At 65.9% G+C, this 14,875-nt stretch carries 18 protein-coding genes; 6 read left to right on the top strand and 12 right to left on the bottom strand.

All coding sequences use genetic code 11. The features are described 5' to 3' along the window. Positions 1–23 precede the first annotated feature (23 nt). Genes CLU88_RS17550 through arsC form a run of 3 tightly spaced genes read left to right on the top strand, consistent with a single transcriptional unit; the run spans position 24 to position 1,521 of the window. Positions 24–500, top strand: coding sequence for an Lrp/AsnC family transcriptional regulator (locus CLU88_RS17550; protein ID WP_099658974.1), 477 nt, complete (start codon positions 24–26; stop codon positions 498–500). Further along, positions 497–1,177, top strand: coding sequence for a DUF1045 domain-containing protein (locus CLU88_RS17545; protein WP_099657691.1), 681 nt, complete (start codon positions 497–499; stop codon positions 1,175–1,177). Before CLU88_RS17550 ends, CLU88_RS17545 begins: the two co-directional genes overlap by 4 nt. Continuing rightward, positions 1,174–1,521, top strand: coding sequence for an arsenate reductase (glutaredoxin) (gene arsC / locus CLU88_RS17540; protein ID WP_099657690.1), 348 nt, complete (start codon positions 1,174–1,176; stop codon positions 1,519–1,521). Before CLU88_RS17545 ends, arsC begins: the two co-directional genes overlap by 4 nt. A gap of 28 nt (positions 1,522–1,549) precedes the next feature. Here the strand turns inward: arsC and CLU88_RS17535 are convergent, their stop codons facing one another. From CLU88_RS17535 to CLU88_RS17485, 11 genes are all read right to left on the bottom strand, one after another. Then, a complete protein-coding gene (locus CLU88_RS17535; protein ID WP_099657689.1) occupies positions 1,550–2,569 on the bottom strand; it encodes an NAD-dependent epimerase/dehydratase family protein in 1,020 nt (339 codons plus the stop codon). Beyond that, a complete protein-coding gene (locus CLU88_RS17530) occupies positions 2,569–3,573 on the bottom strand; it encodes a fumarylacetoacetate hydrolase family protein (RefSeq protein WP_099657688.1) in 1,005 nt (334 codons plus the stop codon). The genes CLU88_RS17535 and CLU88_RS17530 overlap by 1 nt, the downstream gene beginning before the upstream one ends. 22 nt (positions 3,574–3,595) lie before the next feature. After that, positions 3,596–4,174: a cupin domain-containing protein gene (locus CLU88_RS17525; protein WP_099657687.1), complete on the bottom strand. Its 579-nt coding sequence runs from the start codon at positions 4,172–4,174 to the stop codon at positions 3,596–3,598. Between the two features lie 11 nt (positions 4,175–4,185). Then, a complete protein-coding gene (locus CLU88_RS17520) occupies positions 4,186–4,983 on the bottom strand; it encodes a cyclase family protein (protein WP_099657686.1) in 798 nt (265 codons plus the stop codon). Positions 4,984–5,067: 84 nt separating this feature from the next. Further along, a complete protein-coding gene (locus CLU88_RS17515; protein WP_199173469.1) occupies positions 5,068–6,228 on the bottom strand; it encodes an MFS transporter in 1,161 nt (386 codons plus the stop codon). 12 nt (positions 6,229–6,240) lie between these two features. Further along, a complete protein-coding gene (locus CLU88_RS17510) occupies positions 6,241–7,371 on the bottom strand; it encodes an FAD-dependent oxidoreductase (RefSeq protein ID WP_099657685.1) in 1,131 nt (376 codons plus the stop codon). Then, positions 7,368–7,718, bottom strand: coding sequence for a Rieske (2Fe-2S) protein (locus CLU88_RS17505; RefSeq protein WP_099657684.1), 351 nt, complete (start codon positions 7,716–7,718; stop codon positions 7,368–7,370). Before CLU88_RS17505 ends, CLU88_RS17510 begins: the two co-directional genes overlap by 4 nt. 10 nt (positions 7,719–7,728) lie before the next feature. Next, positions 7,729–8,670, bottom strand: coding sequence for a VOC family protein (locus tag CLU88_RS17500; protein ID WP_099657683.1), 942 nt, complete (start codon positions 8,668–8,670; stop codon positions 7,729–7,731). Positions 8,671–8,717: 47 nt separating this feature from the next. Next, a complete protein-coding gene (locus tag CLU88_RS17495; RefSeq protein WP_099657682.1) occupies positions 8,718–9,881 on the bottom strand; it encodes a S9 family peptidase in 1,164 nt (387 codons plus the stop codon). Between the two features lie 9 nt (positions 9,882–9,890). Further along, positions 9,891–10,379: a nuclear transport factor 2 family protein gene (locus CLU88_RS17490; protein WP_143226043.1), complete on the bottom strand. Its 489-nt coding sequence runs from the start codon at positions 10,377–10,379 to the stop codon at positions 9,891–9,893. Positions 10,380–10,407: 28 nt separating this feature from the next. Next, complete coding sequence (locus CLU88_RS17485) at positions 10,408–11,319, bottom strand: transporter (RefSeq protein WP_233205517.1); 912 nt, start codon at positions 11,317–11,319, stop codon at positions 10,408–10,410. A 312-nt stretch (positions 11,320–11,631) separates the two neighbouring features. Between CLU88_RS17485 and CLU88_RS17480 the strand changes: the two genes are divergently transcribed. Continuing rightward, the gene (locus tag CLU88_RS17480) at positions 11,632–12,561 is read left to right on the top strand and encodes a LysR family transcriptional regulator (RefSeq protein WP_099657680.1); all 930 of its coding nucleotides are present in this window, start codon (positions 11,632–11,634) and stop codon (positions 12,559–12,561) included. 7 nt (positions 12,562–12,568) lie between these two features. Here the strand turns inward: CLU88_RS17480 and CLU88_RS17475 are convergent, their stop codons facing one another. Then, positions 12,569–13,261: a DNA-3-methyladenine glycosylase I gene (locus CLU88_RS17475; RefSeq protein WP_099657679.1), complete on the bottom strand. Its 693-nt coding sequence runs from the start codon at positions 13,259–13,261 to the stop codon at positions 12,569–12,571. 103 nt (positions 13,262–13,364) lie between these two features. Here CLU88_RS17475 and CLU88_RS17470 point away from each other — a divergent pair, with 103 nt between their 5' ends. Both CLU88_RS17470 and CLU88_RS17465 read left to right on the top strand, forming a co-directional pair. After that, positions 13,365–14,561: an aminopeptidase gene (locus CLU88_RS17470; protein ID WP_099658971.1), complete on the top strand. Its 1,197-nt coding sequence runs from the start codon at positions 13,365–13,367 to the stop codon at positions 14,559–14,561. Continuing rightward, positions 14,554–14,865, top strand: coding sequence for a polyhydroxyalkanoic acid system family protein (locus tag CLU88_RS17465; RefSeq protein ID WP_099657678.1), 312 nt, complete (start codon positions 14,554–14,556; stop codon positions 14,863–14,865). The genes CLU88_RS17470 and CLU88_RS17465 overlap by 8 nt, the downstream gene beginning before the upstream one ends. Positions 14,866–14,875 lie beyond the last annotated feature (10 nt).

The following is a 14,875-nucleotide window of genomic DNA, read 5'->3' as shown; positions in this document are numbered from 1 at the left end:
AAGCAAATATTCAGACAGACGACATGGACGCCAGAATTATTTCGGCGCTTGGTGAAGATGGCCGTCGTTCTTATGCCGATGTCGGGGCCGAGGTCGGGCTGTCTACAGCGGCCGTGCACGAACGGGTCAAGAAGCTGCTGGACAAGGGCGTGATCCGCCGCTTTTCCATCAGCGTGGACCCCGACCGCGTGGGGCTGAGCTTCACCGCCTTTGTGGCAATCCGCAACGACGGCGGCATCCACTGCCGCGAAGTGGCCCCGCGCCTGCGCGCCATGCCCGAGGTGCAAGAGCTGCACAGCGTGGCGGGCGAATACGACTTTCTGGCCAAGATCCGCACCACCCACGCCCGTGCCCTGGAAGACGTCATCTACCAGATCAAGGCCATTGAGGGCGTGGCCCGCACCACCAGCACCGTGGTGCTGAGCACCGCCTTTGAAGACCGGCCGCTGGACTTGGGCAAGCGGCTGCCCGGCAAAGCCCCGGCGCAGACCGGCACATGACCGCACCCCGCTACACCCTGGCCTGGGCACCCCAGCCCGGCACGCTGGGCTGGCTTGCGGGCAGCCACTGGCTGGGCCGCTGCGCCGCGCAATTGCGCCCCCTGCCCCAGCTCGACATTGCCGAAGTGCCACCCGAGGTGCTGCACCTGCTCACGGCCCGCCCCCGCCAATGGGGCTGGCGCGCCGCCTGGGCACCCAGCTTTGCCCTGGCCGAGGGCACGGACTGGCTCACCCTGCAAGCCACCGTGCATCGGCTGACCACCCAATGGCAGCCCATGGCCTTGCCCCCGCTGCAGGTGGTGCGCCACGCTGGCGCACTGGCCTTGGCCCCCGCGCCAGGCCACCGCAGCCACCAGGCCCTGAACGCCTGGGCCACCCAATGCCAGCAAGCCCTGCAGGCGATTGCTGCGCTGCAGCAGGACGGTGCGGCAGCGCCTGAAGCGCCCTGGACCTTTCACCTGCCACTGACCGGCCCGCTGCACCTGGTGCAGCCGCCGCTACAGGACGTGGTGGAAGACGTGGCCCAGCAGTTCTTTGCCGACCTGCCGCCACAACACATCGACAGCCTGGCGCTGTTTTCACAAAAACACCCGCAGGACGACTTCGCGCTGCTGGACCACTTTGAGCTGGCGCCCGCTACTGCAACTTCAACAGCAACTGAGCCCAACCCGCTATGAGCGTCACCTTTTTTCACAACCCCAAGTGCAGCACCTCGCGCAACGCCCTGGCCCTGGTCCGCGAGCGCGGTGTGGAGCCCACGGTGGTGGACTACCTCAAGCACCCACCCAGCCGCGCCACGCTGCAAGCCCTGGTCGCCAGCAGCGGCCAAGGCGCGCTGTACCTGGTGCGCACCAAAGAGCCGCTGTTCAAAGAGCTGCACCTGGACGCCCCTGGTGTCACAGACGAACAGCTGCTGGACGCCCTGGCCACGCACCCCGTTCTGCTCAACCGCCCCGTGGCCAGCAGCCCCCGTGGCACCCGTGTGGGCCGGCCTATTGAGGCGGTGTTGGAGATTTTGTAAAAGCGCGCTGAACCGCCCCAGGTCCGCGTCACGCGCCAGGCAAGGCGGGCGGCCCCAGTGGCCCAAGCACCCGCGCCACCAAGGCGTCCACGCCATCGTCGTGCACAAAGCCCGCCGCCTGGGCATGCGGTGTGTGCAGGAAGGGCTGGCGACCAAACACCGCCTCGATGCGCGGGTCGGGCGCGTAGCCAATCCAGTCCTGCGCATGGCAGCCCAGGGCGTGCGCAGCCGCCTCCACCACCTGGGCCACCGAGGCATGCAGCACCGGCGGCTGCCAGCAACGGGCAGACGTCATCGCCTCCATGGGCATGCGCGCGGCATGCAGCAAGTTGTCCAGACAACGCTCCAGCGACATCCACCAGGCCGTGGCCTGGGGCGAGACCGGGCAGGTGTAGGCCTGCCGCCCATGCAAAGCATGAAAGATCTGGCTCATGAAGGCTGAGCCATGGCCCGTCTCGGCCGGGGGACGGGCCACCACACCGGGCAGGCGCAGGCTGCAGGCATCCAGCTCAGCACGGCGGCTGTAGTCGGCCAACAGCAGCTCAGTCGTCCATTTGTGGGTGCCGTAGCTCAACGTGGGCTGCGGCACTTGCGCTTCGTTCATGGGATGTGTCCCCAAGGCCCCATACACCGCCACCGAGCTGGCAAACACCACGCGCGGCGCGGGGGCTTGGCCCGCCCGCACTGGCTGGGCCAGCCCCTCCAGCAAGGCCACGGTATCGAGCAGATTGGCCTGCACGCCCAAAGCGGGCTCGCGCTCGGCCAGCGCCCCCGGCACACTGGCAAGGTGGAACACAACGCCCGGCGGATCATCGCGCAGTGCTTGCAGCAAGGAGGGGTCTGCAAAGCTGCCCAGGTGCCAGCGCAGGCTGGCCTGCGCTGGTGCCGAAGGCACCGTGTGCGAGGCGGGCGCTGACGCAGCAGCACGATCGACCAACGTGAGCCGTAGCGGGCCTGCTTGCCCCAGGCTCTGCGGGTGCGCACGCAGGCGCTGCACCAGCGCAGCCCCGACAAAGCCCCCCGCCCCCGTGATGACCACGTGCTGCATCAGCGCCCCTCTGCAACGTCAGCACCAGCCGCCACCACGCGCTGGTGCACTGCGCCAAACGGGCCTTCACGCCCGTCGGGCCACCGGGCCTGCATGCGCACGGCGTCGCCGTAGCGCATGAAGGGCGTTTTGGCGGCGCCCTCGTCCAGAATCTCAATCACGCGCCGCTCGGCCAGGCAGGCAGAGCCCGCATCGCGCGATTGGTTGGACACGGTGCCTGAGCCGACGATGGTGCCCGCCGTCAACCGCCGCGTGCGGGCTGCGTGTGCAATCAGTTGCCCAAAGCCAAAGTTCATTTCACCGCCATGGGGGTGGCCAAACCATTGGCCGTTGGACTCCACATGCAGACGCAAATGGACCCGCCCACCCTGCCAAGCATCGCCCAGCTCATCGGGCGTCACGGCCAGTGGGGCAAAGCTGGTGGAAGGCTTGGCCTGCAAGAAGCCAAAACCCGTCTTCATCTCGTGCGGGCCCAGCGCACGCAGGCTCCAGTCGTTGATCTGCACGATCAGCCGCACGCTGGCCAAGGCGGCCTCTGGCGTCACGCCCATCGGCACAGGCCCGCAGACGACGCCGAACTCGCCTTCGAAGTCGATGCCATCGGCCTCGCTGGGCATGGGCACATCGTCGCAGGGCCCCAAAAAGTCGTCGCTGGCGCCCTGGTACATGACCGGGATAGTGTCGAAGTGCGGAATGGGCGGGGTGTTGAACGCGCGCTCCATCAACCGCCCATGGTTGAGAAAGGCCGAGGCATCCAGCCACTGCGGGCTGCGCGGCAAGGGGGCGCTACACAAGGCGGGATCGAAAGGAAAAGCCCCAGGCGCTGTGCCGGTCTCCAGCGCTGCTGCCAGCACGCGCAGGGCGGGCTCCAACGCATCCCACTGCTGCAAGGCCGCCAACAGGCTGGGGGCCAAGGGCGCAACGTCCACAGCGCGCTGGCTGCAGGACGACACGAGTACCAAGCGGCCATCCAGTGTGCCGTTTTTCAGGGTGGCAAATCGCATCAAAAGCTCCGTTTCACAACCATCATGGCTGCACTGTGGGCTGAACCACGGACGGGGCAAACTGCCCGTCCACCAGCACGAACAACATGCGGCAAGGCGCACCGGACCGGTTGGCCCACGCATGGTTGGTGCCACGTTGCACCACCACGCTGCCAGGACGCAACTGCACCTCGCCCTCGTCGAGCACCAGCGTCAATTCGCCTTCGATCACCACGCCATAGTCCACCGATTCGGTGCGGTGCATCAACGGGTGGGGAGAATCCGAACACACGGTGGACGCAGATGCGTCGCCCACCTGGCTGAAGGCTGCATGCATGCGCTGGGCACCGTGGGCCAGGAACTCGGGGGTATCCGGCGGAATGTCCACAAAACGCAGGCGCGTACCGCCAGGGGGTGGGGGCAGCACCAGAGCACCCAAGGTGGGATCGGGGCCGTTGTCGACCACAGCAGGCGACTGGGCCGTGCTCCAGACCTCGTGGAACACTGTGCCAGGGATGGCCGCAATCTCGACCACAGTGGACAGCGGCCCTTCGCTGACGACCACGGCCCGACCTCGGCTGTTGTGGCCAGTGACCACGCGATGGATGGATGGGAAAGCCATGAACCAACTCCTCAATCTTCAAAAATGGCGACCGCGCGCGTCCAGCCTGCCGAGGCGCCGCGGATCTTGTGGGGGAAGCAGCTGATCGTGAAACCCGTAGGCGGCAACGCCTCCAGGTTGTGCAGCTTCTCCAGGTGGCAGTAGCCGATATCGCGACCCGCCTTGTGGCCCTCCCAGATCAGGGCCTTGTTGCCGGTCTCTGCCACACGCTGGGCGGTGTACGAAAACGGTGCATCCCAGCTCCAGGCATCGGTCCCCGTCAGGCGCACTCCCCGCTCGAGCAGGTACATCGTCGCTTCATAACCCATGCCGCAGCCTGCGCCCAGGTAGTCCTTGTGCCCGTAGCGCGAACCGGCCCGGGTGTTGACCACCACAATGTCGAGCGGCTGCAGCATGTGGCCGATGCGGGCCAGCTCAGCCTCCACGTCTGCGGCGGTGGCCACGTAGCCATCGGGCAGGTGGCGAAAGTCCAGCTTCACACCCGGCTGAAAGCACCATTCCAACGGCACTTCATCAATCGTGATGGAGGGGCGTGCTCCACCGTTCTTGGCATCCTGCGTGGAGTGGAAGTGCCAGGGGGCATCCAGGTGGGTGCCGTTGTGCGTGGTCAGCGTGACCCACTCGGCCGCCGCCGCTTCGCCGTCGGGGTAGTCCTCGGGCTGGGTGCCCGGGATCATGGCCATGAACTCGGGCAACGTATCGGCGTGCTTCTGGTAGGTGATCTTGGGCGCCAGGGGCGGTGGGTCGGAGAGCACATCGTTCTCCAGGTAGATGGACAGGTCCACAAAGCGGCGTTGGGGTTTGGTCATACAGAGATAGGGAAGGGCTCAGCGCGCACCCGCGACAGGTGCGCCCAGACAGAACAAGGAGTAGAGCGGGCAGTGCGTTGACGGTTACGCCACCCCGGGCAGAGGCTTGGCATGGGCGGGAGAGCGATGAATGCGTGCAAACGCATACATGGCCAGCCCATCGATCAACAGGGCGGCCACACCCAAGCTGCCATAGCCCCAGGCTTTGACCAGCGTGCCCCCCAGGATGGGCCCAATGGCCGCGCCAAACATGAGCATGGCGGGGGTGGCCGCCAAGGCCCTGCCACTAGGGTCCAGCCGGGCCAAAACGCCAAAGGCAAAGGTGTGCGTGAAGATCATCACCGCCGCAAACACGGCCGCTGCGGCGGCATAAGGGGCGAACACTGGGGAGTTCATGATCACCACCACCAGCAAGGCCTGCAGTGCAGGCCCCGCCAGCAAAACGCTGCGGGCGGCCCAGCGCTTTTCCAGAACAGCAGCCAACGCGGCCGGAAAGAGGTTCACCACACCCAAGGCAATGAGCACGCCAGTGACGGCCTGCAGTCCGTAACCCCGGTCGCTGCCCACACGCTCCAGAAAGCTGAAGGTCATGGACTGCACCAGCCCCAAAGCCGCAATGCCCAGCATGCCCCACCAGACAGCGACCGGCAATGGCGCAGAGGGACCGCGTGAAGACCCGGATTCTGTCGACGTATCAGGCTGCGGGAAGGCCAGCGCTGCCGCCAGGGCCCCCACCGCCATGACGCCAGCGAACACCTGAAACAGCACCGCACCGCCCTGCTGCGCCACCAGCACCGGAGTGCCCCCCAGAAACACGATGGCAAACACCCCCAGCGCCATGCCCACCAGCGCAAACATGCGGTGGGGGTTGTGGCTGCGGGCGATGGTGCCATGCGTCACGCTCAAGGCAGCGCCCGCAGCCACCCCTGAGGCGGCATGCAGTAAAGCCAACAGCGAAAACTGGGTGGTGCTAGAGGCCACCGCAAAACCCACGGCCGCAGCGGCAAACCCCGCGGTAGCCACTACGCGGCCCGGCAACACTTGAAAGAACGGCGCCAACACCAAGCTGGCAAGCACGGCGCCTGCCAAAAAGAGCGTCGCCAGCAATCCCGCCTGTTGCGGATCGAATCGGTACACCGATATCAAGGTGCCCACCCAAACAGGCAAGGCCACCAGGTCGACCATGCCTGCGCAGTGGCCCACCATCAGGGCCACACGGCCCCGCAGCGAATTGGTAGTGATCATGGCCGCCGCACCTCAGATAGGCTGGGCCAGGGCCATGAGGGACTCGCGCATGATGCGCGAATGCTCGTCCTTGTCGCCGCCTTCGACCTCAATCTCGCCCAGGCGTGCCGAGTTCTCCACCACCATGCGGCAGCGTTCCCAGCGGCGGGCTTCAAAGGAGGCCAAGGCGCTGGGCACGTCGCCCGCGCTGGCCAGCTCGTCGGCCAGCACCAGCGCGTCTTCGATGCCAATGCAGGCGCCAGAGGCGAGATGGGGCGTGGTGGCGTGCACCGTGTCGCCAATCAGCACCACCCGGCCTTGTGACCAGGGGCGCGGCATGAGCATGCCTTCCAAGGGGCGGTACACAATCTGCGAGTCAAGCCCGATCTGACTGCGGATTGCCTGCAGCGTGGGCGCAGTAAACCCGTCGAGCAACGCACGCAACCGGTCGGCAAAGGTGGCTGGGTCGACATGGTCGTTGGTGGGACGCGGCTCGGTGACGAAAAGGTACATCTCGGTCTTGGAGACCGGGTTCACACCAGGCTTGATCTGCGGGCCCATCCACATGGTGGCTGTGTCGATTTCGGGGGGACGGGGCAGCACTGCACGCCACACCGCCTGGCCGCTGTAGCGCGGCTTGGGGGCGTTTTCAAACACGGTTTCGCGCACCTTGGAATACAGTCCATCGGCGCCGATCACGAGGTCGTAGCGCTGGCTCTGGCCGTCGGTGAAGCGGACCTGCACGCCGTCGGCCTCCTGCTCAATGGCCGTGAAGGTGCAGCCCAGGCGGACATGGGCACCCGCCGCGCGGGTGGCCTCGGCCAGGATGCGGGCCAGTACGGGGCGCATGATGGCGCCCCCGCCGGGAACGTCCGCGCCCGCGATACGCGGCGTGGGAATGGTTGCGACTTGGGGACCATGGGGCAGGTGCAGGTTCACGCCGTCCGAGGCGTTGCCCTGGGCCAGGAAGGTGTCCAGAATGCCCAAGCGACGAAACGCCCGCAGCGTGGCGCCCCCCAGGCTGATGCCCGCGCCATAGCTGCGCCAGCCTGGGTCAATTTCGACCACGTCCACCTGGGCGCCCTGCTTGCGCAGCTCAATGGCCGCAGCCATGCCGGAAAAGCCACCGCCGATGACCAGAATGCGTTGGGAAGAAAGGTTCATGGATTTGTCTCCTGGTAGGTTGCGTCGGCGATGTGGACCTCGCCGTTCGCTTGTAATGTCAATGGCACGGGCGTGAGCGCATCGCCCAGGCATGGGCCCAGGGTGCACCGCCCGGTGGGGATGTCAAACAACGCACCGTGGGCCGCACACACAATGCGGTCCCCCGCTGCGTTCAGGTACTGGTCTTTGCGCCATGCCATGGGGGTGTTGTGGTGAGGGCAAGCGTCGGCGTAGGCAAAGAGTTGCGGGCCTTGGCGTACCACGAGCACCGAGTCCTGCCCCCGGCCTGTAGGGTCAAAGCCGCGCGATTGGCCATCGGGCAGATCCTTCCAGTGGCACAGCTTCATGGCACGGTCCTCAGTGCGCAGCGCCAGCGGGTGGTGGGCCGGAAGGCGCCCACTTTTCGCGGTGCTGGAACAGGAACAACTGAGAGGCGTCCGCACTCATCGGCACCTCGCGTGCAGCCCACGTGCTGTCGTGCAGGTCCATGTCGGCGTCGTATTCGACATGGCAACCCAGGGGCGAGTTGAAGTACCAAAACCAGTTGCTGCCAAACTTGTGGCGCCCCGGCCCCCAGAAGCTCTGATAGCCCTTGTCGACCAAACGGGTGCCAGCCAGCAGCAAGTCGGTGGGGCCGCCCATGTGGAAGGTGAAATGCTCGCAACCCTTCATGAACGGGGGAGTCTGGATCATGAAGAGGGTGTGGTGGTCCAGGGTGCCAGCGGGGCGCAAGAACGGGCCCACGCCGGTGAAGCGGTCGGTGCACACAAACCCCAGGCGGGCGTAGAAGGCCTCGGCCTTGGCCGCATCGGGCACGAAATACACCACATGCGACAGCGAGCGCGGCCGCGCGGGCATGTCGGGTGACAAACCCAGAGTATTGGGGCCACGCTGCGGCGCAGCGCCAGGGGCGTTCACAGCCTCGGCAGGCAGTGTCAGCGGCTTGCGCACCGTGACCTGGAAAGCCAGGGCAAAACCCAGGTCGTCGGTGGTGCGCAGCACACCGCCCTGGCGCTCTACGGCGCGGTCGCGCGCCAGCTCGGCTTCGATGGCGTCGAGTGTGGCCGCATCCGCCACCCCATAGACCGTTTCGCGCAACATGCTGGCCGTGCCCAGCGAAGGAGGCAGGGCGGGGTCGTCTTTGGCACGAATCTCCACGGCTGTGCCGTCCAGGGCCTCAAACCGCCCTCCAGCGGCGGTGACGCCCACCGGGGTGAGTCCGTAGTCCGTCAAGTATTGGGCGCAGGCGGCCACGTCGTCCACGCCAAAAACCAGGGCGTCGGGTCCAATGATGTTCATCTCTCAATCCTTTGTGGTGTCGTTTTTGGGGGCAGGCGCTAGGCCACTCAGGCAGTGCGGCCACCGAGGGTCTGTGCCACCCAGTCGGCGATGTAATGACCGGCGTTGATGCTGTTGTCAAAGCTCGCGTGCTGCGATCCGCCTTCGCGGTCGGTGAACACTTTCAGCTCGCGCCGAGGGCTGTTGACCAGCTGCTCATAAGTGCGGTGCGCCCACTTCAGCGGGATCTGCGAATCCCGCTCGCCATGCGTGACCAGGAAAGGCACGCGGATCTTCTCGACCACGCCATCCAGGTGCACGTCTTCGGCGATGCGCATGAAGTCGTCCACATCCTTGGCGCCCCAGACCCAGCAGACATGGGCCCAGTAGTGCGGCACCGGGAAGTCGCCCTCCTTTTCCATGCGGCGTTTTTGCACGTCGCGCCAGTCGTGGTTGGCGCCCCAGGCCACCCCGCAGGCAAAGCGCGGCTCCATGGCCACGGCGCGCGGGCAGTAGTAGCCACCCAATGAGACGCCTTCGCAACCGATCCGCTGAGGGTCCACTTCGGGGTGCTGCTCCAGCCAGTCAACCACCCGGCTGGCCCAGTGTTCGGTGTCATAGCGGGCCGTCAGGCCTTGCAGCCGCAGCGCCTCGCCAGTGCCCGGTTGGTCCACCACCAAGGACGACACTCCGCGCTGTGCCAGCCATGCGGGCAGGCCGACGAGGTATTTCATTTCCTTGGTGGAGTCCAGACCATTGAGCTGGACCAGCAAAGGCGCACGCTCGCCCGGCTTCAGGCCATGGGCCGGGTAGTAGAGCGCTGACAGGTGCGATCCTTCGTAGGGGATCTCTACCCGCTGGACCCGATCGCCCAGCAGGCGTGCCCCCTTGAGAAACAGTTCCAGCTCCCGCTGGTAGATGGCCAGCCGCCCCGGGGCGTTGTGCGCCTGCAGGCGCTCGGCGGTGATGAGGTAGCTGGAGGCACGGCGGTATTTCTCGCCCGCCGAGTACTGCCAGCCGCGCGCCTCGTCCTCCTGCGCCAGCCCACAGAGCTTGTCGGCCATGCGGACCCAGGTCTCGCGGAAGGCTTTGGTGCCCGCAGTGTCAGGGGCCTTGGCAGCCTCTTGCAACGGGGCGCACACTTCCTCGATTTCGCCGATGCGGGCACCCATCTCGATGGCGAGATCGACGGACAGGTTCCAGACGTAGTTGGTGGGGAAGTACTTGAACATCTTCAAAAGTCAGGGTTGGGAATTGCGGGGACGCGGCGTGATGCCGATGCTGGCGAAGAAGCTGGCCGTGGCCGGGTCCTTGAAGTCGGGCACAAAGCGAAAGGCGCGGATCTTTCCGTCCACGATGCGCAGCACATCGCTGCCGACGATGCGCTCTGCCCCGGCCTTTTGGTACAGCGCACTGCGCACCTCCAGCCTGGCTGTGAGCTCATCGCCCCGGGTCTCGATGGCAACCACGTTGATCTGTGCCTGGGGCTTGACCACGGTCTGATCGATGTAGAAGGCTAGGCACGCCGCGTTGTCCATCTGTGCGGTGCAGGCGGGGTAATCCAAGCGCTCGACGTCGGCAGCAATGAGGGCACGCACCGCGGGCAGATCGGCCGCGTGCACGGCCTGCACGTAGCGGTTGAAAACGGCCACCGGATCGGTGGGCTGCTGCGCCTGGGCCAAAGCACAGACCGCCAGCAGCGCTGGGGCAAGGAGATGTGGGGCTTTCATGGTGACAGTACCTGGCTGCGAAGCCCTCTCAGTGCTTGACCCACAGGGGAATCGTCACCCCCACGCCCAAGATGTTGTTCTTGGTGGTGTTGGTCGCGTACACGCCGCGCTGGTAGTTCAGGCTCACGCTGTAGCGGCCCGCGTTGTAGTTCAGCGATGGCCCCAACGCAAAGCTGCGCGCCCGGTTGCCCTGGATGGTGCTGCCGCCCTGCTGGTCGTCGCTGAACTGATTGAGGTACGAACCGACCACGCCCATCTTCCAGGGGCCGGTGTTCCAGCCCGCCGTGAATTCGCCCACATAGCCACGGCCTGAGCGGTAGTGGGTGGTGCTGTTTTCGCGGTTGATCAGCAGGCGGTTGATAACACCAATGTCCAAACCGTTCGGGTCGTTATGGCGAAAGCCCAGCACCGGCTGGAACGAGGTGTAGCCCGTGGAGACGCTGGGCCGGGTGGGGTTGTAGGAACCATTGGACAAAGCAATGTCCAGACCGGCGACCGCGTACGAGCGATCCGAGACCGCCCAGCGCAACACGGCAGGCGACACCGTGATGTTCGCCACCCCGTTGTGCCGCTCACTGTGGCCCGCCACGTCGGTGTGCAGCGACACCGCCGGAATCACCAGTTGCGAATACAGGCGCGCTCCCAGTACGGTAGTGTCATAACCCGCCAGCAAGCGCGTGGTGGCCGAGAACGTGCCCATCTTGAAAGGAATCGGCCGCTTGTCTCCCTGGTTGTCATACAGGCCCTTGGACGAGGTGTAGTGCAGCTGTTCCAGCACAAACAGCCCGGCCATCGGCGGAACGCCCGCCACATATTCACCTGTAGAGCCCACAGGAAAAGGCGAGACGCCACCCTCAAAAGCGTGGGCACTGTGGGCACCCACCAGGCTCAGCAACATGCAGCCCGCGGCCTTGCCGACGCGGGAAAAAGCGGTTTTCATCTTTGTCTCCTGATTCAACGCTGCCAGCGCAAACTGGGCGTTCTTTTTGTGGGGTGAGGTAGGGGCGCAGACTGCGCCGTGCGCAACCCATGCCCCTGGTGCATCCAGCACATTGCGCGGTTGGCGTCTGTGTGTTGGAACGGGGGCTAGATTAAGATTTGCCTTTACCTAGATCAAATGGATTGATTCCATTTGGTGTATTGGTCCCGCGAATAGATCAAGTACAAACCCTGATACCTGCGCTGGCGCCAGGGGCCTCATTCGCTGTACCGTGTCAGGCCAAAAAGAGCCCCACCGGAGACAACAACGCCCATGCGTTTCAACAAGCTTGATCTGAACCTGCTGGTCGCCTTGGATGCGCTGCTGACCGAGCAAAGCATCAGCCGCGCGGCCGAGAAGACCCACCTGAGCCAGTCCGCCATGAGCAACGCACTCGCCAGGCTGCGCGAATATTTTGAGGACGAGTTGCTGGTACAAGTGGGCCGCAAGATGGAGCCCACCCCGCGTGCGCAGTCGCTCAAAGACCCGGTGCGCGACATCCTGGTGCGGGTGGAAGCCAGCGTCACGGCGCAGCCGCAGTTCATCCCGGCGCAGTCCACCCGGCTGTTTCGCCTGCTGATCTCGGACTACACCTTGATGACCTTGGGCCCCCACCTGCAACGGCTGGCCTACAAGCAGGCGCCTGGCGTGCGGTTTGACCTGCGCCCGCAGGCCACCCAGCCTCAACGCGCACTGGAGCGCGGCGAGGCGGATCTGTTGATCATTCCGAAAGACTTCTGCTCTACCAGCCACCCCTCGGAATTGCTGTTTGAGGAGACGTTCTGCAGCGTCCTGTGGAGCGAAAGCCACCTGGCCTCTGGCACCTTGACCGAAGACCGCTACATGAGCGCAGGCCATGTGGTGGTGCAGCCCGGCGACGGCATTGCCCTGACGGACTGGTTCATGCAGCAGTCGGCCATCAAGCGCCAGGCAGAGACCAGCACTTTCAGTTTCCTATCGCAAGCCAGCCTGGTGGTGGGCACACACCGCATCGCCACCATGCACCGTCGCCTGGCGCTGCTGGCCACCCGCTTTTTGCCCATTGCCATCCGCGACTTGCCGGTGCCCATTCCGCACATGCAGCAAGTGGTGCAATGGCACCAGCACCGCACGGCCGACCCTGGCCTGGTGTGGCTGCGCGCGTTGCTGCACGAGGCCGTCACGGCGATGGACAGCGCGCAGCCGCCCAGCGAGGCGGGTTGAGCAGCGCTCAGCCCGGCAGCACCAGCGCCGCCCGCGCCTTCAGCGCCGCAGACCGCGAGTGGCAGCCCTTCAGGTGGTCGTTGACCAGGCCCATGGCCTGCATGAAGGCGTACACCGTGGTGGGACCCACAAAGCTCCAGCCGCGTTTTTTGAGGTCTTTGGACAAAGCCACCGACGCTGCGGTGGACGTGAGGGTGCGCGCGGCTTCGAGCGTCAGCACGGCAGGCCGGTCGGCTGCGCCGGGTTCGTACTGCCACACGTAGCGGGCCAGCGAGCCAAACTCTTGGCGCAGCTCCAGCACGCGGCGGGCGTTGTTGATGGTGGACTCGATCTTGCCCCGGTGGCGCACGATGGCGGCGTCCTGCACCAGGCGCTCCACATCGGCCTGATCGAAGGCGGCCACCTGCTCGGCGTTGAACTGGGCAAAGGCCGCGCGAAAGCCCTCGCGCTTGTTCAGGATGGTCAGCCAGCTCAGGCCCGATTGAAAGCCCTCCAGGCAGATTTTTTCAAACAAACGCCGGTCATCCATAACCGGAAAGCCCCACTCGTGGTCGTGGTAGTGGCGGTACAAGGGGCTGGCCTTGCACCAAGCACAGCGCGCTCGGGCGGTGCCGTCGGCGTCGTGGGCCGCATCGGCCACCAGGCCTGCGGGCAGCGCCGGTGCACCGGCGGGGATCTCGGTGGTGGTGAGGTCGGTCATGCCACCATTCTAGGAACGCGCCGCGCCATGCTGCTGACAGGGGATGCCTGGCCACCGCGACCCCGCCCATGCCAACGGCCGCGCCATGTCGTACCCTTGCCCCATGCGCACGCGTTTTCGTTTTTCCCGCCCCCGCTGTATCGCCCTGATTGGCGCGCTGGCGCTGCCCGCCCTGCTGCTGGGCTGCGCCCAAACGCGCGATGCCCTGGGCTACTACTGGCAGTCGGCGCACGGCCACGCGCAGTTGATGGGCGCCGCCAAACCGCTGGACGACTGGATTGCCGAGCCCGACACCCCGCCCGCCCTGCGCACGCGCCTGCAACTGGCCCAGCGCGCCCGCGCCTTTGCGGTGGCCGAGCTGCACCTGCCCGACAACGCCAGCTACCGCCGCTATGCCGACCTCAAGCGCCCCGCCGCGGTGTGGAACGTGGTGGCCGCGCCGCCCGATGCGCTCAGGCTGCACACCTGGTGCTTTCCGGTGACGGGCTGCATTGGCTACCGGGGCTACTTTGCCCAGGCCGATGCACAGGCCGAGGCCGACCGGCTGGCCGCCCAGGGGCTGGAGGTGGACGTGTACGGCGTGCCCGCCTACTCCACGCTGGGCTACATGAACTGGGCCGGGGGCGACCCGCTGCTGAGCACCTTTGTGGGCTGGCCCGAGGGCGACTTTGTGCGCCTGCTGTTCCACGAGTTGGCGCACCAGCTGGTGTACGCCCAGGGCGATACGGTCTTCAACGAATCGTTTGCCACGGCGGTAGAGCGCCTGGGCAGCGCCCGCTGGATGGCCGAGCACAGCACCCCTGAGGCCCGCGCCGCCCTGGCCACCAGCGAGCAGCGCCGCGCCCAGTGGCGCGCCCTGACCCGCACCACCCGCGCCGAGCTGCAAGCCATTTATGAACAAAATAAGGCCCCAGGGCAAGATACACAAGCGCTAGCAGCTATCAAAAACGAAGCAATGCAGCGCTTTCGTGCGGGCTACGCACAACTGCGATCGCAGTGGCTGGCGGCCGCGCCCACGCCGAACACCAGCGCCGCCCAACAGCCCAACACCCAACTGGCGGGCTACGACCGCTGGGTGGCCAAGGCCAACAACGCCAGCTTTGCGGCCCAGGCGGCCTATGACGAACTGGTGCCCGCGTTTGAAGCCCTGTTTGAACGCGAGGGCCGCGACTGGCCCCGGTTTTATGATGCCGTGCGACAACTCACCCAATTGCCCCAACCCGAGCGCCACGCCGCGCTGCGGGCACTGGCAAAAAACTCTCAGCCTCTGACCCAACCCAAGGAGAAACCTGGTGTCTGACCTTCACATCCAACGCGACCACCAACTGGGCCTGCCCCAAGCCCGCGAGGTGGCGCGTGCCTGGGCCCGCAAGGCCGAGGAAAAATTTGACATGGAATGCAGCTACGAAGAAGGCGACACGCAGGACACCCTGACCTTCACCCGCGCAGGCGTGAGCGGCACCCTGGTGGTGGACGCCCAGCAGTTCGACATGACGGCCAAGCTCGGCTTCCTGTTTACCGCCTTCAAAGACCGCATCGAAGCCGAGATTGGCGGCCAGCTGGACGCGCTGCTGGGCACGCCCAGCACCACCTCGCTGGCCTGAGGTGCGCAGC

Origin of the sequence: Acidovorax sp. 56, assembly GCF_002749705.1 — a bacterium.
GTDB lineage: Bacteria > Pseudomonadota > Gammaproteobacteria > Burkholderiales > Burkholderiaceae_C > Acidovorax.
Note: the sequence above shows the minus strand (reverse complement) of the source record. Positions and strands in the feature narration are given on the sequence as shown.

Coding starts and splice junctions, on each gene's coding strand:
- CLU88_RS17470 (WP_099658971.1), top strand. CDS start 13,365: ATGCGCACGCGTTTTCGTTTTTCCCGCCCCCGCTGTATCGCCCTGATT.
- CLU88_RS17510 (WP_099657685.1), bottom strand. CDS start 7,371: ATGAACCTTTCTTCCCAACGCATTCTGGTCATCGGCGGTGGCTTTTCC.
- CLU88_RS17485 (WP_233205517.1), bottom strand. CDS start 11,319: ATGAAAACCGCTTTTTCCCGCGTCGGCAAGGCCGCGGGCTGCATGTTG.
- CLU88_RS17535 (WP_099657689.1), bottom strand. CDS start 2,569: ATGCAGCACGTGGTCATCACGGGGGCGGGGGGCTTTGTCGGGGCTGCG.
- CLU88_RS17545 (WP_099657691.1), top strand. CDS start 497: ATGACCGCACCCCGCTACACCCTGGCCTGGGCACCCCAGCCCGGCACG.
- CLU88_RS17525 (WP_099657687.1), bottom strand. CDS start 4,174: ATGGCTTTCCCATCCATCCATCGCGTGGTCACTGGCCACAACAGCCGA.
- CLU88_RS17495 (WP_099657682.1), bottom strand. CDS start 9,881: ATGTTCAAGTACTTCCCCACCAACTACGTCTGGAACCTGTCCGTCGAT.
- CLU88_RS17500 (WP_099657683.1), bottom strand. CDS start 8,670: ATGAACATCATTGGACCCGACGCCCTGGTTTTTGGCGTGGACGACGTG.
- CLU88_RS17475 (WP_099657679.1), bottom strand. CDS start 13,261: ATGACCGACCTCACCACCACCGAGATCCCCGCCGGTGCACCGGCGCTG.
- CLU88_RS17515 (WP_199173469.1), bottom strand. CDS start 6,228: ATGATCACTACCAATTCGCTGCGGGGCCGTGTGGCCCTGATGGTGGGC.
- CLU88_RS17550 (WP_099658974.1), top strand. CDS start 24: ATGGACGCCAGAATTATTTCGGCGCTTGGTGAAGATGGCCGTCGTTCT.
- CLU88_RS17505 (WP_099657684.1), bottom strand. CDS start 7,718: ATGAAGCTGTGCCACTGGAAGGATCTGCCCGATGGCCAATCGCGCGGC.
- CLU88_RS17490 (WP_143226043.1), bottom strand. CDS start 10,379: ATGAAAGCCCCACATCTCCTTGCCCCAGCGCTGCTGGCGGTCTGTGCT.
- CLU88_RS17520 (WP_099657686.1), bottom strand. CDS start 4,983: ATGACCAAACCCCAACGCCGCTTTGTGGACCTGTCCATCTACCTGGAG.
- arsC (WP_099657690.1), top strand. CDS start 1,174: ATGAGCGTCACCTTTTTTCACAACCCCAAGTGCAGCACCTCGCGCAAC.
- CLU88_RS17480 (WP_099657680.1), top strand. CDS start 11,632: ATGCGTTTCAACAAGCTTGATCTGAACCTGCTGGTCGCCTTGGATGCG.
- CLU88_RS17530 (WP_099657688.1), bottom strand. CDS start 3,573: ATGCGATTTGCCACCCTGAAAAACGGCACACTGGATGGCCGCTTGGTA.